Here is an 18,215-nt window from a genome sequence, read left to right as displayed (position 1 = left end):
GGGCAGTCCACGTGAGCGTAGTGACGGCCAGCCGTCTCGTACTCAACGTGAGCGGTGTTGATCGTGATGCCGCGGGCTTTTTCTTCCGGTGCTGCATCGATCTGGTCGTAAGCCTTGGCCTCGCCGCCGAACTTCTTCGACAGCACGGTTGCGATCGCAGCCGTCAGCGTGGTCTTGCCATGGTCAACGTGACCGATCGTGCCCACATTGACGTGCGGCTTGGTACGTTCAAATTTGCTTTTTGCCATTTCTGCGCTCCGAGAGAGTATCAGTACAGACTAGAAGAAGAAAACAGGTGGTGCCCATGACGCGGATCGAACGCGTGACCTCTCCCTTACCAAGGGAGTGCTCTACCACTGAGCCACATGGGCATCGACACAGGTTTGGAGACTTGACTCAAAACCGCAAACCAGTATCGACGACTTACAAACAACACAAACCGACACCAACAACACTGGAGCGGGAGACGGGAATCGAACCCGCGTGATCAGCTTGGAAGGCTGGAGTTCTACCATTGAACTACTCCCGCCCGGGAGCCTTGCTTGCCCTACTTCTAACAGCCCTCCTGGGATCGAGTCGCCGGACCGGCCAGCGACTCGAATCAAGAAAAGCGTTTGCCTTGGTGGAGGAGGCTGGATTCGAACCAGCGTACGCGTTAGCGGGCAGATTTACAGTCTGCTGCCTTTAACCACTCGGCCACCCCTCCGAGGCAAGCCCGCAACTATAGCACAGCATTTTCTTGCCGCAAACAACTTTCTTTAATTCTCGCGAAGGCCTCCTCCTGCCAAGCATCGCACGCCCACCCCCTCAACTCGATTCATGCCCGATCACCAATCAGTACCACCTTACTCCACGCCGGATACCAATCAACTACCTAACACAAGCCCAGCAAATTCATTTCGAGCAGCAAGCCGCGATCGAGAGGCCGTCGCAGGAAGGCTACAAAACGGCGGCGACAGTCCAATTTCCGCATCCACTCGCTTTCAAATTGCCTCACAGCGGAGCAGTATTTACCCTGGCGTGAGCGCTCGACACACCGCATGAACAGGGCGCCTCGCTCAACACTGGACCCTCTCCCCTTGATCTTTGCCGGTCCAGCAATAGCAAGCAGACTCCGAACCAAGGGCGACCAAGCCGCTGATGCAAGTTGAAAATTTTTCGGTGGTGGCGCCGCCACAGCAGGGAAAACACGGACATAAAAGTGGTAGCAAAGTGGCACTAGCGCGCCGTATAGTGGCATGGCATTGGTTGCATTCGTATGTCTTAAGCGGTGCCCGGTTCATCAAAGCCCCAGCCAGGGCCGCATGGATTGAGCGCCAAGTGGAAACAGGCCGAGTAATAAATTGTCTCTTGGCCAATTTAAGGAAAAGAAATGAAGGTCAAACAGAGCCCTATCGCAGCTGCCGTCACCATGACGCTGCTGAGCGTTACCTTGGCGGCACAGGCGCAGCAGGCGGAAACAAAGCCAGCCGCTAAACAGGACACCGCTCAACTCGAACAAGTGGTTGTGACTGGTATTCGCGCCTCGCAAGAAAAATCTTTGAGCGTCAAGCGCAATTCCGACGCCCACGTTGACGTGATCTCGGCCGAAGACATCGGCAAGATGCCCGACAAGAACGTTGCCGACTCCTTGGCGCGCATCCCTGGCGTCAATGCCAGCAATGCCGTGGCCGGCGAAGGCGGTTTTGACGAGCGCGACCGTGTTGGTCTGCGCGGCACCAACCCAAGCCTGACCCAAACTCTGGTCAATGGCCACACCATCGCCAATGGTGACTGGTTTGTTTTGAGCCAGACCGGCGCCGGCGTTGGCCGCAGCGTCAGCTTCTCGCTGCTGCCCTCCGAAGTGGTCGGCAAGGTTGTCGTGCGCAAGAGCTCGGAAGCCTCCCTGCCTGAAGGCGGTACTGCTGGCTCGGTGGACATCAACACCCGCAAGCCCCTGGAATTCAAGAAGGGCATCACTGCCGAAGCCGGCATTGGCGCCGTCTACTCTGACTTGGCTGAAAAGACTGACCCGCAGCTGAGCGCCTTGTTCAACTACCGCAGCGACGACAACACCTTCGGCGTGATGGTGCAAGCGTTCTCTGAAAAGCGTCACTTGCGTCGGGACGGTATTGAAACACTGAGCTACTCTCAGATCGCTGCAGACAGCGCCGTGGCCAAGAAAGACCCGGCCTTGGCCGGCGTTTACGTTCCAAAGTCGATCGGTGCCGCTTTGTTTACGCAAGAGCGCAAGCGCGAAGGCGGCCTGATCTCTGCTGAATTCAAGCCCACCAAGGACATCGATCTGGTCCTGACCGGCTTCAAGTCCAAGATGGACGCTGTCAACTACAACAACAACGTATTGTTGATGGTCGGTGACCGCATCATTGCCGGCGGCCAAGCGCCAGAACCCGGCTACACCATCGGCACCAAGAATGGCATCAAGACGCTGACTTCAGCCACCTTCGCGCCTAACAAGGACATCGCCTCCGGCGAAACCGATCCAATTTCACGCCCCGGCTCCTCCGCTGAAACTCAGTTCGTCAACTTCGAAGGTAGCTGGAAAGTCAGCGACAAGCTGAACCTGTTGGGCCAAATCGGCACCTCGACCGGCAAGGGCAAGACCCTGAGCCAGGACGTGTTGCAATTGGACAAACCCGGCCAGGGCGGCTCCTACACCTTCAACGGCACCGGCAACGCACCAGCGTTCAGCATTGGGCCTAAGGGCAGCGACCAGAACAAGGGTTGGGTATACGGCTGGTCATGGGGCGGTCAAGGCATTGTCGTGACGGACAAGGAAGATTGGCTGAATCTGGACGGCGAGTACGTGATGGACATGGGCGTGCTGCAAGCGCTGAAGTTCGGCGTGCGTCAAGCCAACCACAAGCGCTACACCGGCCAAAACATTGGCCAAGGTCCTGCTTGCTCGGATACCCATGTGGTCGATTGGGCTGGTGATGGCAACGCGCCAGGTTACAACTGCAAGAACGGTGCTGCATCTCCGTGGAACCCAGCCAACCTGCCAGGCTTCGGCGCGGCTTACCCAAGCAACTTCGCGTCCGGTCTGGGCTCGGGTTTCCCGACTGGTCTGGCCATGTTCACACCAGCCCAGCTGGCTGAACACAACGCCAAATTCACCCGCCGCGATCTGCCTGGCCGCCGCGACTGGACTTCCGAGTATTCGGTTAAGGAAGACACGACCGCCGGCTACTTGCAAGGTCAACTGGAAGGCCAAGGTTGGTCCGGTAACGTCGGCCTGCGTGCTGTCCGTACCAAGTCGACAGCCGGCTTCAACGTGCCAGCACCAGCAAACGCGCCTGGCGTGATTGACACTTCGGCGTTCGGACCGTTTGTGCCAACGACTGTAGACCGTACTTACACCGACTACCTGCCAAGCGCCAGCGTACGTTTCGATCTGAACCGCGACATGGTGCTGCGTACATCGGTGTCCAAGACCATGACCCGCGCTGACTACACGGCTTTGGCCGGTCAAGTCAGCCTGGTTCCACCGAAGGTCGTGGGTGAAGTCGGTAGCGGCGAGTCGGGCAATCCTTACCTGAACCCAGTTCGCTCCAATAACTTCGACCTGAACTACGAGTGGTACTTCGCTCCACGTGCGTTCGCATCGGCCGGCGTGTTCTATATGGACATCGGCACCTATGTGGCCACAGGTCAAGTGAAGGCTCAGTACATCACCACCAAGCCAAACTCGCAAGAAACCTATTTGGCGACTTACTTGTTGAACGCTCCGGTGAACCTCTCGGCCAAGGCCAAGGGTATCGAGCTTGCTGGTGAAGTGCCAGTCGCCGGCAACTTCGGTGTGAATTCGAACTACACCTACTCCGACTCGACAGACTCAACCGGTCGTCCTATGACAGGTGCCTCCAAGCACACCTTCAATCTGGGCGGCTTCTTCGAGAATGACACATTCAGCGCACGTCTGAACTACGGCTATCGCTCGGAGATGTACATCGGTTTGGATCGCGGCCAGCCTTTCTACCAACTGCCTGGTGCAACGGTGTCGGCTTCCTTGGGCTACAAGTTGAGCGACAACATCGCGTTCAGCTTCGACGCTCAGAACTTGAACAACCCGACCCTGAAGTACCGCGGTGCGTCGGAAGATCAGCCACGTTCGATCTACACGAACGGCCGTCAGTACTATCTGACAGCACGCCTGAAGTACTGAGATTGGGCTAGTTTGAGCAAGAGATGACGAACGCTGTCTCTTGCCTCTATCTCACCAAAGGGGTCCTTGTGAAAGGGCCCCTTTTTTTGCGTTTTGGGTTGGTAGCAAGCTGACTTGTGGCAGGCCTCAAAAGCTTGTGCCTGGCATAAAATGCCGAAATAATTCGTTTGCATAATTCGTTACTCAAGCAGGTATTTCTGCTTATCAGTTTCTTCGGGGGAAGCATGTCGACAATTCAACGCGTGGCCGTAGTACTGGCAGCTTTGCTGCTCAGTGCTTGCGCCCAGGACTGGAGCCGGCAAGGCACAAATTCCGCTCAAATGAAGCATGACAAGGAACATTGCGAGGCCATCGCGCTGGCCAATGTCCCCCCGCTGATGTGGGTGAAGATACCCGCCAAGACCGTCCCCGGCAAGGTCGACTGCCAGCAACGAGGCGAGCGCATGGAATGCGCTCAGACACCCGGCTTCACCATTCCAGCGACCGAGGCTGACGCCAATATAAAGCCCCGAGCCGAGGCCTTTCATGCCTGCATGCTGGCGATGCACTATGTGCCGCCATCACGTGTTTCAGATGCTGAATTCGCGGATAGCGCCGCAGATTTGGTGGTCGGCGATGTCAACGCCAAAGGGCAACGGCGGGAACGGGCGGCGTTGCTGGCCAGCGAACGGGCAAGCGATGAAAGCACCGCGCGCCCGGGCCAATGGCTCAAAGACTGCGAGCTTTGCCCTGCCTTGGTGATGATAGCGCCGGGAAGCTTCACGATGGGGGGCGCAAACGCCCCAGAAGAACAGCCTTCGCACCGGGTCTCGCTGAATGGATTTTTCCTGGGCCGGTTCGAAGTCACACAGGCTGAGTGGATAGCAATCATGGGCAGCAACCCGAGCGCCAGCAAGACCTGCGGCGCCGAATGTCCGGTCGACCGCATCAATTGGCACGACGCCCAAGCATTCGTCAAGAAACTCAGCGAACGCACCGGCAAACATTACCGCCTGCCAACGGAAGCCGAGTGGGAATATGCGGCACGTGCCGGCAGCCGATCAGCCTGGAGCTTCGGGAACGATGCGGGCAAGCTCGGTCAGTACGCCTGGTTCAACGACAACAGCAAGGGCGGCGTTCATCCGGTTGGGCTCAAACAAGCCAATCCCTTTGGCCTGCACGATATGCATGGCAATGTCTGGGAATGGGTCGAAGATGCTTTCCATGAGGACTACAACCGGGCCAGTGCAGACGGCAAGCCGCCACAAGAAGCTGGAAACAAGGACCTGCGGGTGCTGCGCGGCGGCTCCTGGTACAACAACGCCAAAGACCTCAGCGTCAGCAAGCGCAATCCCAATGCGCCGGACGAAGGCTACGTCTTCTTCGGTCTGCGCGTCGCCAGATCGCTTTGAAAGCGTCGCCCCAAGCCAGGCTGATTTCTACATCGGCTTGGCAGGGCAAGTGGCGGACACATAGTCCGAATGCAGGGGCATCGCTTCCACGCATTTCTTGGTGATGCGCTCAACGTGGGCCAAAAACCCATCAATGCGCTCATCGCCGATCGAATCAAGCAAGGGGTGATAGCCATTGGGGTGCAAGCCCTGCCCATACATGACGGCAAACCAGCTGTCATCGCTGAACAGCTCGGTGCCATTCTTGAAGAAGCGCCCCTTGCTGGCGAACAAGTCCATTCGAGCCTGCAGCGAGTCAGGCACATCCATCGTACGGACATAATTCCAGAACTCGCTGTCATTGCGCCGCGTAATTTTGTAATGCGCGATCAAGAAGTCGCGGATCGAGACATAGTCGAAATCAGCTTGGGCGTTGAATTCATCGGTGTCGATTTGGCTAAATTCTTGGTCAGGGAACAGGCTGATCAAGCGCACCAGGGTCGATTCCACCAAGTGAATACTGGTCGACTCCAACGGCTCCATGAAACCGCTGGCCAAACCCAAACTCACCACATTCTTGTTCCACACCTTCTTGCGCTTGCCGGTAATGAACTTCAACAGCCGCGGCTCCGCCAAGGCCTTGCCGTCCAGATTGCCCATCAGGGTTTCGGCCGCCGCTGACTCCGAGATAAAGCGCGAACTGAAGACATGACCATTGCCGATGCGACTCTGCAAAGGAATGCGCCACTGCCAACCCGCCTCATGGGCGGTTGATCTCGTATAGGGCAAAAGTGCACCGGCCGATTCGCATGGCACAGCCCAAGCTCGGTCCATGGGCAACCAGTGACTCCAATCTTCATAGCCGGTTTTCAAAACCTCCTCGATCAAGAGGCCGCGAAAACCCGAGCAATCGATGAAGAGATCGCCCGCGACGCGACGCCCGTCTTCAAAAACCAGTTCGTCGACAAAACCATCGGCCGGCCTTTGTGTCGCGCCGACGACTCTTCCTTCGATCCGCTGCACACCCATTTGTTCCGCATATTTGCGCAAGAACTTCGCGTACAGCATGGCGTCAAAATGAAAGGCATGAGCAATCTTGCCTAGCGGTGAATCCGGCATATCGACTCGCGCACGGACAAATTTGTCCGCCCGCGAAGCGGCCAGATTGATCGCATAGTTTTCCAAGTTCGACGCGCGGCCCAGCTGCTTTTGGCGCAACCAATACTGGCTGAACTTGATATTGCCCACATCCTGGCCTATCCCGCCAAAGCCGTGGATATAGGACTCTCCTATTTGCCCCCAGTTGACGAAGTCAATGCCCAGTTTGAAAGTCGCATTGGTGGCACTCATGAACTCGTTCTCGTCAATGCCGAGTTCTACGTGAAAGGCCTTCAAGTAGGGAATGGTGGCCTCGCCAACACCGACCGTGCCGATCTCCTCGGACTCGACCAAACTGATCTTTGCCCCTGCGACCATCTTGGCCAAGTAGGCCGCAGCCATCCAGCCGGCGGTCCCGCCGCCGACGATGACGATCTCACGAATATTGTTGGCTTGCTGCTTCATGGCTGCACTCCCTGCTTTGGACAAACTGGTGAAAACAAAAGCGGCCTGGTCTTGCCTTCACACCTTGAAGTAGATCTTGCGCCGGTCCAGCGCCCGCACGATCAGCGCCCAAACGCCCACAAAGGCAAGCGCAAACGCCAAGGACTGCCCGAACGGCCCGACCAGCGGCTCAAGCCAGCCAAACGCGCCGGCATAAAGCGGCTTCATCAGGCCAAAGCCTTCCAATATGACCGTGCACATCCAGGCACCGGCGTAAGCTGCAATGGCGTTGACGCCAAAGCTGCGCCCGATCGGCGGCCAGCCGGCTTTGTCAATCAACTGGTGCGCCAGCGCCAAGGCCAGGGCGCCAAGACCGCCGGTCCAAAGCACAAAGCTGGAGGTCCATAACTGCTTATTCAGCGGCAACCATTCGGCCCAGATCAGGCCCAACATCGCACAACCCAAGCCAAGTGCGAGCAAGTTGAGGATCTGAGCGCGACGCAGGTACTGGCCCGCCAACAAGCCCAGCAAGGCTGTTGACATAGCGCCGAGCGTGCTGACCAAGCCTTCCGGATCATGCCCGATCCCCGTCGCGGCCACCCATTCGTAGCCAAAACGGCCCAGCAGCAAGGCATCCCAGCGCGAGGCAATATTGCCAGCTTTCTCGAGCGAACCACCCCAAGTCAGCAGGCCGGCATAGCCGATCAACAGCGCCGCCAGCAGCAGCCATTGCGCGCGAGCCCGCAGATAAATGGCGACCAGTCCGACAAAGGCAAAACAAAGACCGATTCGTTGCAAGACGCCAGGAATACGGTACTCGGGTTTACTCATCAGCCACCAAGCCAGCGCATGCAGGATCAAGCCGAGCCCGATGATGCGCAAGGCGCGCTTGAAAACAGTCCGCACCATCGGCGCTGTCGGCGCTCCGGCCTCAATCCTGCCGCCAAAAGCCAACGCAATCGACACGCCAACGATGAACAAGAAGAAGGGAAATATCAGGTCGGTGGGCGTGCAGCCATGCCACTCAGAATGCTCCAGCGGCGCATAGACAAAACTCCAGCTGCCGGGATTGTTGACCAACAGCATGGCCGCGACCGTCAGACCGCGCAGCGCGTCAACCGACGCAAAACGTTTGTTGGCGCTCATCTCAAAGTTTTCTGTGGACGAATCAGAAGTCGCAAAGACTGCTCAAGGCCGGCGTGGCTGCAGGCACGTTATCGGTTTGGGCGATACCGGCAGTCCTGAACTTGGCCACCTCGGCATTCACCTGCGCCGGGCTCAGCACTTCGTTGCGGGCATGGAAGACCCAATCAACATCCTGCTCGTAACGGCGTGCCTGCTCGGTCTTGGCCAAAAGCCCGCCCGGGGAGAACCAGAGATTGAAGTTGATCGACATCGGCGAGACCGGATAGGTTCTCCCGCCATGTGTGGCGATTTGACGCCCATCCAGGAACAGCTTTACCTTGCCTTCGCTGACCTGCATCATCAGCTGATGCCAACCGTCCAAACTGCCGAATTCCTCGTGCTGCTGGTTATGCGCCTGCCAGGGGTTGAGCTGCACAGTCTGCCAAGCGATGCCGTAGAGCCGCGTCTTCTCGCTGCCCCAACCGCCATTGGGCAAATACTCCCAGTCCATCTCTGAAAAATCAGGGTCGAAGTCATGCTTGAGCGGCGTGACCGCATAAAAAGTCTGGATCACCGGGTCGCCATCAACGCCGGCCACCGGTTGATCGCTGAAGCGGATGCGGGCGGCGTAGGTGCCTTCGAGATACTTGCGGGCGTGGCAAAGCTGGGTCTGTGTGGTGCCGACTCCCGTACCGTCGGTGCTGGCTGTTAGGCGCAAGATCCGATTGCCCTGGCTCAGCGGATCATCCAGCAGGCGGAACTGAGAGGCGCTCCAGGTCGCACCCTCGACGCCGGGGTGGCCCGCCTTTTCGCGCGGCGTCCAACCCTTGGCCGCCATCGCGGCTGCGTCCGCATAGCTGAAGTCATCAAAGAAGCGCTCAGGCGCAGCAGCAGGCACAGCCGAAGCCCAGAGCGTCAGCAAACTCAGCAAGGTCTTGACCACGTGCCGGTTCATGCTGCTGACTTGCCTTCTTGCGCCTCTTCATCCTCGCGGATGGGCAGGATACGCATCATCAAGAATACCGGCACAGCCGAGAGTAAGACCCACAGGAAGAAGTTTTGATAGCCCAGGAACTTCTGAATATCACCGCTGACCGATTTGAAGATCACATAACCCAAGGCCATGAAACCGGTCGCAATCGCGTAATGCGCCGTCTGGTATTTGCTCTTGGCGACGAACTGCATCATGAACAGAATCACCGCAACGAAGCCAAAGCCATAGCCAAAAGTCTCCAGGCTCACCGCCAGCGAAATCGCCCACAGATCAGTAGGCTGGAACATCGCCAACAGGTAGAAGGCCAGGTTCGGCAGATTCATCGCCAGCAGCAGCCACAACATCGCTCGGCGCAGGCCCAACCAGGCAGTGAAGTAGCCCGAAGCAATACTGCCCGCCAGGAAAGCCAAGGTGCCGGCCGTGCCGTAGGACAGGCCCACATCGGTGGTCGCCATGCCCAGACCACCCAGCTCGCGCGCATCCTTCATGAACAGCGGCCCCAAGGCCTGCACCTGCGACTCACCGGCGCGAAACAGCAGAATAAAAGCGATCGCCGTCCAAACGCCCTTCAACTGAAAGAAGCTGCGGATCACATCGCCCAAGGTGCCTGCGACCTCGCCGGCTGCGTCGACCGCGACGCTCTTGCGCGTGTCCGGCAAGGCCCAGACGTGATAGCCGGCCAGCACCGCCATGGTCAGCGCGGCAATCGCGAACACCGTCGCCCACGCGACCACCGGGCCGGCTGTCTTCTCCAGATGTCCGGCCAAAATCACCAAGCCGCCCATCGCAAACAGCTTGGAGCCGTTGAAGCAAGTACCCAGCCAACCGGCCCAGACGGCGCGCTGTTTGCCATTCAGGGTGGCGATGTAGAGGCCGTCGCAGACGATGTCATGTGAGGCCGAGGCGATCGAGGCCACGGCCAACATCGCGATACACAGCACGAAAAAGTTCGGTAAATTCAATGACAAGGCAATCAAGCCGAGCGCGACCGCGCCGACGGCCTGAAACACAATCACCATCCACTTCTTGCTCGGCGCCAATTCCAGCAAGGGGCTCCACAGCGGCTTGAACACCCACGCCAAGCCCAGCAGGCCGGTCCAACGGGTGATGTCCTCGTTAGAGACCCCCAGGCTTTTGAGCATCAGCCCGGCCACCACATTCACCATGAAAAATGGCAGGCCCTGCAGAAAGTACAGGCTCAATACCCAGGTCGCCGGGGTGCGCGCTTGTGTAGCAGCCGGATTCAATGAGGTCTTGGCGGTCAGGGTGGATGAGCTCATGGGGTGTCCGGGTTCAGTCCAAGTTGACGGGCGATGTTGCCGTGGCGCTGGCGCGCCCTTCCAGCCAGGCCTTCAAGCCCGCCAGGGCGCCATCGGCATAACCCCAGGTCACAACGGTTGGCGCGGGTACATCGTGGGCCTGGAACGGGTTCCACAGCACCAGATGCAGATCGGGCCGCCAAGTCTGTGCATTTGCGCCATAACGCATGCGATGCGTGGAGGCGACGATATTGAGGCGCCCGTCCTGCGGCACCTCGGCCCAGTCCAGATTGAGGATGTCGTCGACATACTGAATCTGTGCATTCGGAAAGGCGCTGAACAGCTCCACGATCTGCTGGCCCAGCGGGCCGGCTTCCGACACGCCGTCGGTCGGCACTTCGGGCTGCACGAACACACGCAAGGCCGCATTCAGTGCCGGCGGCGCGGCGCCACGCAGCGCGGTCAGGCCAGCGGCCCAGGCCTTGCGCATCAAGACATCATCGGCCTCGCGCGGCGCACCAAGGTAATCGTCATGGCGCACCGGGTAGGCCAGCGCCAGCTTGTCCAAGCGGGCGCAAGCAATGCGGCCTTGCTCGGCCGTCAACTCGCCGCTGGCGAAGGCATCCACCAGCGCTTGAATCGACTTGCCCTGCTCTTCCAGATCGCCCTGGGCCAGGATCATGTCGGCGCCGGCTTGGATGGCCATCACCGCCGCACGCGCATAGCCATAGCGCTCGAAGATCGCCTTCATCATCAAGGCATCGGTGATCACGACACCGTCGTAACCCCATTCGACGCGCAAGATGTCGCGCAAAATCTTGGTCGACAGCGTGGCCGGATGCTCGGGATCGATCTGCGGGTAGACGATGTGAGCCGTCATCACTGCCGGCGCTTCATCACGCAAGGCCTTGAAGGGGCGCAACTCCAGCGCGTCCAGCTCGGCGCGGCTCTTGTCCACGGTCGGCAGGGCGAGGTGCGAATCCACATGGGTGTCGCCGTGACCTGGGAAATGCTTGACGCAGCAGGCCACGCCTTCCTTGAGCGAGCCGCGCATCCAGGCGCCGGCCAAACGGGTCACATCATCGGCATCTTCGGAGAAGCTGCGCTCGGCGATGACCGGATTGGCCGGGTTGTTATTGATGTCCAGAACCGGCGCGAAGTTCCAGTTCACGCCGATGCTGGCCAAGCCGCGCGCAACGCCCGCGCCAACCTGCTCGGCCAAGCTCGCATCATCGGCCGCGCCCAAGGCCATCGCCGAAGGGGCTTGTGGCAAGAAGGTCGCGCGCACCACCGAACCACCTTCTTGATCGAGGCCGATCAAGGCGGTCGGGCCCATCACTGCGCGCAAATCGCGGGTCAGTTGGCGCACTTCGGCTTCGGTGCCGAGGTTTTTACGAAACAGGCACACGGCCCGTACCTGGTTGTCACGCAAAAAGGCGGCGGTGGCGGCGTCCAGTGTCTTGCCCTGGATGTCGACCATCACGAGTTGGCCGGGGTGGAATGCAGTCATAACGGGGGCGATCAGTTGGTCTTGGTGACTTTGGCCAGATGCGGCGGCGAGTCGGGATTGCGGCCGCGTGCGCGAGCCAGCGCTTCCACCATTGGATAGAAACTCTGCACCACGGCGATCGGATCCAGGTCCTCATTGCCGGTGCAGCTCAAAGTGAGTTCAGCGCCCGGCGTACCCGCAGGTGCGGCCAGCAGCACGCGCGCACCCCGGCCGCGCATCTCCTCGGCCAAGGCCAGCAAGCCGGCTTGAGCTGGGCCGCGCGGCGCGAATACCAGCATCGGATAGCCCTCTTCAATCAGCGCCATCGGGCCATGCTTGACCTCGGCGCCGGAGAAAGCCTCGGCCTGGATGCCGCAGGTTTCCTTGAATTTCAGCGCCGCTTCCATCGCCACGGCGTAGCCGGTGCCGCGGCCAATGACCAACAGCTTGTCGACATCCTTCAAAACCTCGACGGCCACATCCCAGCGCTGCTGCGCGGCTTGCTCCAAAGCAGCCGGCAACTGTTCCAGCGCGGCCTGCAAATCATCATCAGCGCTCCAGGCAGCCACCACACGGGCGCCGGCCACCAGCTGGCAGATATAGCTCTTGGTCGCGGCCACGCTCAGCTCGGGGCCGCTGTGCAGCGGGAAGACGAACTGCGCGGCTTCGGCCAGCGGCGAGCCCTCGGCGTTGACAAAAGCCACCGTGCGAGCACCGCCGGCGCGGAAGAACCCGGTCGGCGCGATCAGATCCGGGCTTTGGCCCGACTGCGAAAATGCGAACGACACCAGTCCCTCGCAGCGGATCTTGCTTTGGTACAGCGTCACCAGCGACATCGGCAGCGAAGTCACCAGCCGACCCATGCGCGCCATCATCAGATAGGCCATGTAATGCGCCGCATGGTCGGAGCTGCCGCGCGCCACGGTCAACAAGCTGCTGGGAGGCTGCTCGCGCAGTGCCTCGCCGAGTTCGGCATAGGCGTTGCGGTCATGAGCCAGCTGGTACGCCACGGCGGCCGGGGCGCCCAGCGCCTCTTCTTGCATGCGGGAGGCGTAAACGCGCGCCGGCAAGCACTCACGCGAGTTCAATTTCTTCCCCCTCGACAAACACGCGCTGCAATTGCAGCTGACGGTCCAGCACGACCACATCAGCCCAGGCACCGACCGTCAACTGACCTCGGTCACTCAAGCCCAGGTAGTCAGCCGCATAGGTCGAGACGCGTTTGGACGCGTCTTCGATCTCCAGGCCCAACCAGACCAGATTGCGCAGCGCTTGGTCCATGGTCAGCGTACTGCCGGCCAAGGTGCCATCGGGCAGACGCACGCCGCCCATGCACTTGGTGACGGTGTGGCTGCCGAGTTTGTAGTCGCCATCGGGCATGCCGGCCGCGGCGGTCGAATCGGTAACGCAAAAGGTGCAGGGAATCGAGCGCATCGCAACCCGGATCGCGCCCGGATGCACATGCAGCAGGTCGGGGATGATTTCGGCGTAACGGGCATGGGCCAAGGCCGCGCCGACCATGCCGGGCTCGCGGTGGTGCAGGCCGGTCATCGCATTGAACAAATGCGTGAAACCACCGGCGCCTTTATTGATCGCCGCCACGCCGTCTTCATAGGTGCCGGCGGTGTGGCCGATCTGCACCTGGAAGCCGGCCGCGCGCAACTCGCCAATCAGTTCCAGCGTGCCGGCCATCTCGGGCGCCAAGGTGATCAGCTTGATCGGTGCCAGCGCATTCAGCGCCTGGATTTCGGCCATGCTGGCCGGCTTGGCGAAGTCGGGCTGTGCGCCCAGCTTGCCGGGGTTGATGTAGGGGCCTTCGAGATGCACGCCCAGGATGCGGGCCGCATTGGGCGCACGCGCACGACAAACCGGACCCAAGGCCGTCAAGGCCGCTTCGATATCGGCCAGCGGTGCGGTCATGGTGGTGGCCAGCATCGCCGTCGTGCCATGCTTGACATGCAGGCGCGACATCTGCAGCGCGGCGTCGCCGCCTTCCATCGTGTCATGGCCACCGCCGCCGTGCACATGCACGTCGATGAAACCCGGCAGCACGATGGGCAAGGCCAGCTTGTCGTGGCGGACTTGGGCTTCAGTGACGGCCTCGCCCTCAATGCGGATGATGCGACCTTCGCTGATCTCGATAAAACCGCGCACAAAGCCCTGCGGTGTCAGCACGTAGCCGTCTATTAGCTGAGCCAAAGCTTTACCCCTCGCGCCGCATCTCGGCAACAAAATCGTAGTAGTCGCTGCGGCAATACGAATGCGTCAGCTCGACAGCCAAACCCGACTCCAGATAGCCGACCCGCGTGATGAACAAGACCGCCTGCCCGACCGGCACTTCCAGCAAGCCGGCCAATTTCGCGTCGGCGTTGATGGCACGGATATGTTGCAGAGCCCGCACCGGCGCCACACCCAAGGTGGCCAGATGCTCGTACAGCGAGGCCTGCACCGCCATCGGATCGGGCAAGACCGCCTCCGGCATCACCGTGACTTCGTAATTCATCACCACCGCATCGGCCAAGCGCAAGCGCTCCAGGCGCGCCACGCGTTCGCCGGTACCCAACCCCAAGCTGAGCTGCTCATCGGGCGCGGCCGGCGTGAAGCTGCGCGCCAACCAACGCGAACTGGGCTTGAAGCCGCGCTGGTGCAACTCTTCAGAGAAACTGGTCAGCCGCGACAGTGGCTGCTCAAGCTTGGGTGCAATGTAGTTGCCCGAACCGCGCTTGCGAATGATCAGGCCCTGCTCGACCAAACGGTCGATCGCCTTGCGCGCGGTGACGCGCGACAACTCCAGCGATTCCGCCAACACCCGCTCGGACGGCAGCGCCTCTTCGGCGTGGTACTCGCCCTGGCGAATCGCCTGCGCCAGCTTGTGCGCCAACTGCATGTACAGCGGCGACGCGGCGTCCGGGTCGGCTTTGAATTGGAAGGTCATATCGCTGGGCTCTACTGTTGTTGGAGTGCGCCGCGCACCAGATGCACGCCGCCGTCGGCCGAGTCACCCTGGGGGGGCACACAACGGGCGCGCAGGGCGGCAGAGAAGTCGGGAGCCAAGCGCAGCGCAACACTGCCGCACAGGGCCAAGGGCAGGCTTGCGTCGGGGTCCAAGGCATGCGCCAGCTTTTCCAGCTCCAACACCGCCTCGGCCACAAAGCCCGCCGCCACGGGGTCACTGCCCGCGCAATCAAACACCAAGGGCGCCAAGCTGGCATAGGCATGTTGCCCAGCCACGGCACCCCAGGCGAGCATCGCCTCGGTGTGCGACCCCGCCACAGCCCAAATCGCCTGCGCCAGGGGGCCGACCGGCACGCGGCCGTCCAGCGCCTGACAGGCATGGCGCATGGCCTTCAAGCCCAACCAGGCGCCGCTGCCTTCGTCGCCGGCGATCCAGCCCCAACCGCCGGCCAAGCCGCGCGAGCCGTCACGGCGCAAGACCTCGCCGACCGAGCCGGTGCCCGAGGCCACCACCGCACCCGGCTGGCCGGCATGCGCGCCCAAAACGGTGGTGAACCCGTCGTTATCCAGCGCCAGCGCGGCATAGCCGGGCTGGCGCGCCAAAAATTCGGCCGCCTGCGTTGGCACGCCGGCGCCAGACAAACCAAGTCCGATGGCACAGTCGGCGGGCGCCAAATTCACCAAACCCGCCTGTGCCGCCGCCACCGCCACGGCCTGTTGAATATGCAACCAAGCCTGCTCGGCACCCTGCCCCAAAGCAGACGGGCCGGCATCGCCTTGACCCAGCACCCGTCCCTGCAAATCAGTCAGTCTGACCCGCGTGCCAGTGCCGCCGCCGTCAACGCCAATCAGAAAGCGCGCAGCGCTGTCAGGCTGGACGAGAATGTGGGTGCGAGAAGAGTCGGGCTTGGATGTCATAGCGATACCAGTCTAATACCAAAAATAATGCCAGTCAATGAAACTGGCATTGGTGTTTACCTTAGGTGAACCTTCGTTCAAGCCCGCGCGCCGGCTCCTTTTGGGCGCTTGCCAAATGCTGCCTCGTCGGGTTTTGCCGAGGCCGCTGAGCGCAGCGGCTATCCTTGCGGTTTTGGGCCGAGCCGCGCCAGCCGCAAAGCCTGCACCTACACCCCCCAAGCCTTGATTTAGCCAGCCGTGACCGAAGCCGACGCCCTGCCCCCCGAAGTCCTGAAGCGCCTCTCAAGGGTAGCGCAGCGCCACCCCAACAGCGCCTTGCTGCGCCTGGCGGCACTTGAGCATTCGGCCAAGACTGCGGGCCAACACGCAGCAGCCAGCGATGCGCTGTACGCACACTTCTATCTGCTTGAACATCGCGGGCGCGCTTTGGAGTTGCAAGCGGCGCTGCTGCAGGCTCAGGCCGACTTGGACGTGGACGCCCATCCCTTGCAAGGGGCGCGCTTGCACGAGGCCTTGGGCCGCATCGCCTACCAGCAAGGCGAGTACTTCGAAGCCACCGAGCACTGGAATCAGTCGGCCGAATTGGCCGCCGCCGTGCCCGACGCACGTGCCGGGGCCGCGGCGCGAATCGGGCTGGGTCAAATTCATTACGCTTTCGGCGCCTGGGCACGTGGGCGCGAGGTGCATGGCGAGGCCGCCCAACTACTGGGCGCAGCCGATGACAGCTATCTGGCGGCCAAGCTGGCCTTGAATATCGGTGTCGGCCATTTCGAAACCCATCAGCTCGACGACGCCGAACGCCATTTCAGCCACGGCCTGGCTGCAGCGCGGCGCGGCCAACATCGGGAATACGAAGCCGAGGCGCATTGGCAATTGGCGCGCGCGGCACTCGCGCGCGGCCGGCTTGATTGGGCGACGGTGGACTGCCGGCTGGCCTTGAGCATTGCCGCCAAGCTCGGCCACAGCTGGCTCGAGGCCGCCGCCAGCCGCACCTGGACCGATATCTCCCTGGCGCGCGGCGACCGCGCCGGCGCCATCCGCAGCACCGAGCATGGCCTGCTGCTGGCCAATCGCATTCACTCGCGCCCACAGCAAAGCCAGGCCCATCTGCTCTTGGCCAAATTGCATGATCAACAAGGCGATAAAGACGCCGCTATTCCGCATCTTTGGCAACATTTGAATTTGCAGGCCGAGATCGAACGCCTGAGCAGCCCGGTGCGCCCCGGGCTGGCAAGCTTTTTCGACCCCGCCCGGCAAGCCGCCGAAGCCCAGCTGCTGAGTCTGTCGAACCGGCGCTGGAAGATCAACCACCAGGGCGACAGACTGAACGCGCTTGCGCAGCTGTGCGCCGAGGCGCAGCAGATTCTGCGCCTCGGCCGGGTGCAATTCTGGTGGGTCGGGGCCAAGCCGGCCGCCCAAGCGGGCGGCTTCCCAAGTTTGCGCCAGGCCGAACAAAGCCAGTACCTGGATTGGCTCAACGCCGCGGGCAAGCCGCAAGCCTTGGGTACCGTCAGCAACCATCCCTTCAAAGCCGAACTCAGCGCGCTGCCCGAAGCGGCAGGCACGCTGTCCCGCATCGAACTGCCGCTGTACGTCAAGGGCGAAATGGTGGCCGTCTTGTGGCTGGCGCATTGCCAGCAAAAGCATTTATGGAGCCGCCAGGATCAGTTGCAGGCCAGCCATTTGGCACGGCTGTTCGAGTTGGCCCTGGCCTGATCACAGCGTCCAGTCGATCGCCCGCTCCCGCGCGGCCAACCAGGCTGCCGCCTGCGAAAAATGCCCGCAACCCATGAAGGGGACTGGCGGTCGCAGCGCCGACAAGGGCGAAGGGTGATTGGCCCGCAGAATCAAGTGTTGCGGGCCGGCAGCAGCGATCAGCGCCGCCTTGGCCTGCGCATAGGCGCCCCAGAGCATGAAAACCTTGGGCGCGGCGGCTTCGGCGGCCGCCGCGATCAAGGCATCGGTGAGCGCTTCCCAGCCTTGACCGGCATGACTGGCCGGCGCGCCCTCTTCCACCGTCAAGACCGAGTTCAGCAGCAAAACGCCGCGCTCAGCCCAAGGCAGAAGGCTGGCCGACATCGGCGGCTGCTGGCCCAGGTCGCGCTGCAGCTCCTTGAAAATATTGCGCAGGCTGGGCGGCGCTTTGACGCCCTCCGGGACCGAAAACGCCAAGCCCTCGGCCTGGCCCGCAGCGTGATAGGGGTCTTGGCCGAGAATCACCACGCGGGTCTGTGAAAGTGGCGTTAGGCGCAAGGCCCGCATGGGCTCCGGCGGAAAAATAACCGCGCCAGCGGCGCGGCGCCGCGCCCAAAACGCTTGTAGCTGCTGGCCGGCCGGACTCAGGGCCCAGGCCTCGACAACCAGCCGCCAGTCCCTGTCAAGCCTTGAAAAGTCCATC

Annotated in this window: 14 protein-coding genes and 3 tRNA genes; 3 read left to right on the top strand and 14 right to left on the bottom strand. The window is 61.3% G+C overall.

All coding sequences use genetic code 11. The features are described 5' to 3' along the window. The 4 genes from LNV09_RS04040 to LNV09_RS04025 form a co-directional block, all read right to left on the bottom strand. A partial coding sequence (locus LNV09_RS04040) for a GTP-binding protein (RefSeq protein WP_263555766.1) occupies window positions 1-248 on the bottom strand: 248 nt, incomplete at its 3' end. A gap of 48 nt (window positions 249-296) precedes the next feature. Next, window positions 297-371 (bottom strand) — tRNA-Thr (locus LNV09_RS04035). Window positions 372-455: 84 nt separating this feature from the next. After that, window positions 456-529, bottom strand: a tRNA-Gly gene (locus tag LNV09_RS04030). A 91-nt stretch (window positions 530-620) separates the two neighbouring features. Next, window positions 621-706: transfer RNA gene (locus tag LNV09_RS04025), tRNA-Tyr, on the bottom strand. A 666-nt stretch (window positions 707-1,372) separates the two neighbouring features. Here LNV09_RS04025 and LNV09_RS04020 point away from each other — a divergent pair. Next, window positions 1,373-4,165 (top strand): TonB-dependent receptor, encoded by a 2,793-nt coding sequence (locus tag LNV09_RS04020; protein WP_263555765.1) that lies wholly within the window; start codon window positions 1,373-1,375, stop codon window positions 4,163-4,165. Between the two features lie 224 nt (window positions 4,166-4,389). After that, window positions 4,390-5,556 (top strand): formylglycine-generating enzyme family protein, encoded by a 1,167-nt coding sequence (locus tag LNV09_RS04015; RefSeq protein WP_263555764.1) that lies wholly within the window; start codon window positions 4,390-4,392, stop codon window positions 5,554-5,556. Between the two features lie 27 nt (window positions 5,557-5,583). On the opposite strand, the gene LNV09_RS04010 is transcribed toward LNV09_RS04015, so the two are convergent. Genes LNV09_RS04010 through LNV09_RS03970 form a run of 9 tightly spaced genes read right to left on the bottom strand, consistent with a single transcriptional unit; the run spans window position 5,584 to window position 15,817 of the window. Beyond that, complete coding sequence (locus LNV09_RS04010) at window positions 5,584-7,098, bottom strand: tryptophan halogenase family protein (RefSeq protein WP_263555763.1); 1,515 nt, start codon at window positions 7,096-7,098, stop codon at window positions 5,584-5,586. A 57-nt stretch (window positions 7,099-7,155) separates the two neighbouring features. Continuing rightward, window positions 7,156-8,223 carry an acyltransferase family protein gene (locus tag LNV09_RS04005; protein ID WP_263555762.1) on the bottom strand — a complete coding sequence of 356 codons (1,068 nt, stop codon included), beginning with the start codon at window positions 8,221-8,223 and terminating at the stop codon, window positions 7,156-7,158. A 22-nt stretch (window positions 8,224-8,245) separates the two neighbouring features. Further along, window positions 8,246-9,157 (bottom strand): glycoside hydrolase family 16 protein, encoded by a 912-nt coding sequence (locus LNV09_RS04000; protein WP_263555761.1) that lies wholly within the window; start codon window positions 9,155-9,157, stop codon window positions 8,246-8,248. Beyond that, window positions 9,154-10,476, bottom strand: a complete 1,323-nt coding sequence (locus LNV09_RS03995) for an MFS transporter (protein ID WP_263555760.1) — start codon at window positions 10,474-10,476, stop codon at window positions 9,154-9,156. Before LNV09_RS03995 ends, LNV09_RS04000 begins: the two co-directional genes overlap by 4 nt. 13 nt (window positions 10,477-10,489) lie before the next feature. Next, a complete protein-coding gene (nagZ, locus tag LNV09_RS03990; RefSeq protein WP_263555759.1) occupies window positions 10,490-11,965 on the bottom strand; it encodes a beta-N-acetylhexosaminidase in 1,476 nt (491 codons plus the stop codon). Between the two features lie 11 nt (window positions 11,966-11,976). After that, window positions 11,977-12,987: an SIS domain-containing protein gene (locus LNV09_RS03985; protein WP_263555797.1), complete on the bottom strand. Its 1,011-nt coding sequence runs from the start codon at window positions 12,985-12,987 to the stop codon at window positions 11,977-11,979. Between the two features lie 31 nt (window positions 12,988-13,018). Continuing rightward, a complete protein-coding gene (gene nagA, locus LNV09_RS03980) occupies window positions 13,019-14,143 on the bottom strand; it encodes an N-acetylglucosamine-6-phosphate deacetylase (protein WP_263555758.1) in 1,125 nt (374 codons plus the stop codon). A 4-nt stretch (window positions 14,144-14,147) separates the two neighbouring features. After that, window positions 14,148-14,879 carry a GntR family transcriptional regulator gene (locus LNV09_RS03975; RefSeq protein ID WP_263555757.1) on the bottom strand — a complete coding sequence of 244 codons (732 nt, stop codon included), beginning with the start codon at window positions 14,877-14,879 and terminating at the stop codon, window positions 14,148-14,150. An 11-nt stretch (window positions 14,880-14,890) separates the two neighbouring features. Beyond that, entirely contained in the window at window positions 14,891-15,817 is a 927-nt protein-coding gene (locus LNV09_RS03970) for a glucosamine kinase nucleotide-binding domain-containing protein (protein WP_263555756.1), read from the bottom strand. A gap of 237 nt (window positions 15,818-16,054) precedes the next feature. On the opposite strand from LNV09_RS03970, the gene LNV09_RS03965 reads away from it, so the two are divergent. Continuing rightward, the gene (locus LNV09_RS03965) at window positions 16,055-17,533 is read left to right on the top strand and encodes a GAF domain-containing protein (RefSeq protein ID WP_263555755.1); all 1,479 of its coding nucleotides are present in this window, start codon (window positions 16,055-16,057) and stop codon (window positions 17,531-17,533) included. Here the strand turns inward: LNV09_RS03965 and LNV09_RS03960 are convergent, their stop codons facing one another. Beyond that, window positions 17,534-18,214, bottom strand: a complete 681-nt coding sequence (locus LNV09_RS03960) for a uracil-DNA glycosylase (RefSeq protein WP_263555754.1) — start codon at window positions 18,212-18,214, stop codon at window positions 17,534-17,536. It abuts the gene before it with no gap. Between the last annotated feature and the right edge of the window lies 1 nt (window position 18,215).

The sequence above is a fragment of the Paucibacter sp. B2R-40 genome, assembly GCF_025717555.1.
GTDB lineage: Bacteria > Pseudomonadota > Gammaproteobacteria > Burkholderiales > Burkholderiaceae_C > Paucibacter_A.
This window is presented reverse-complemented; position numbering and strand designations above follow the sequence as displayed.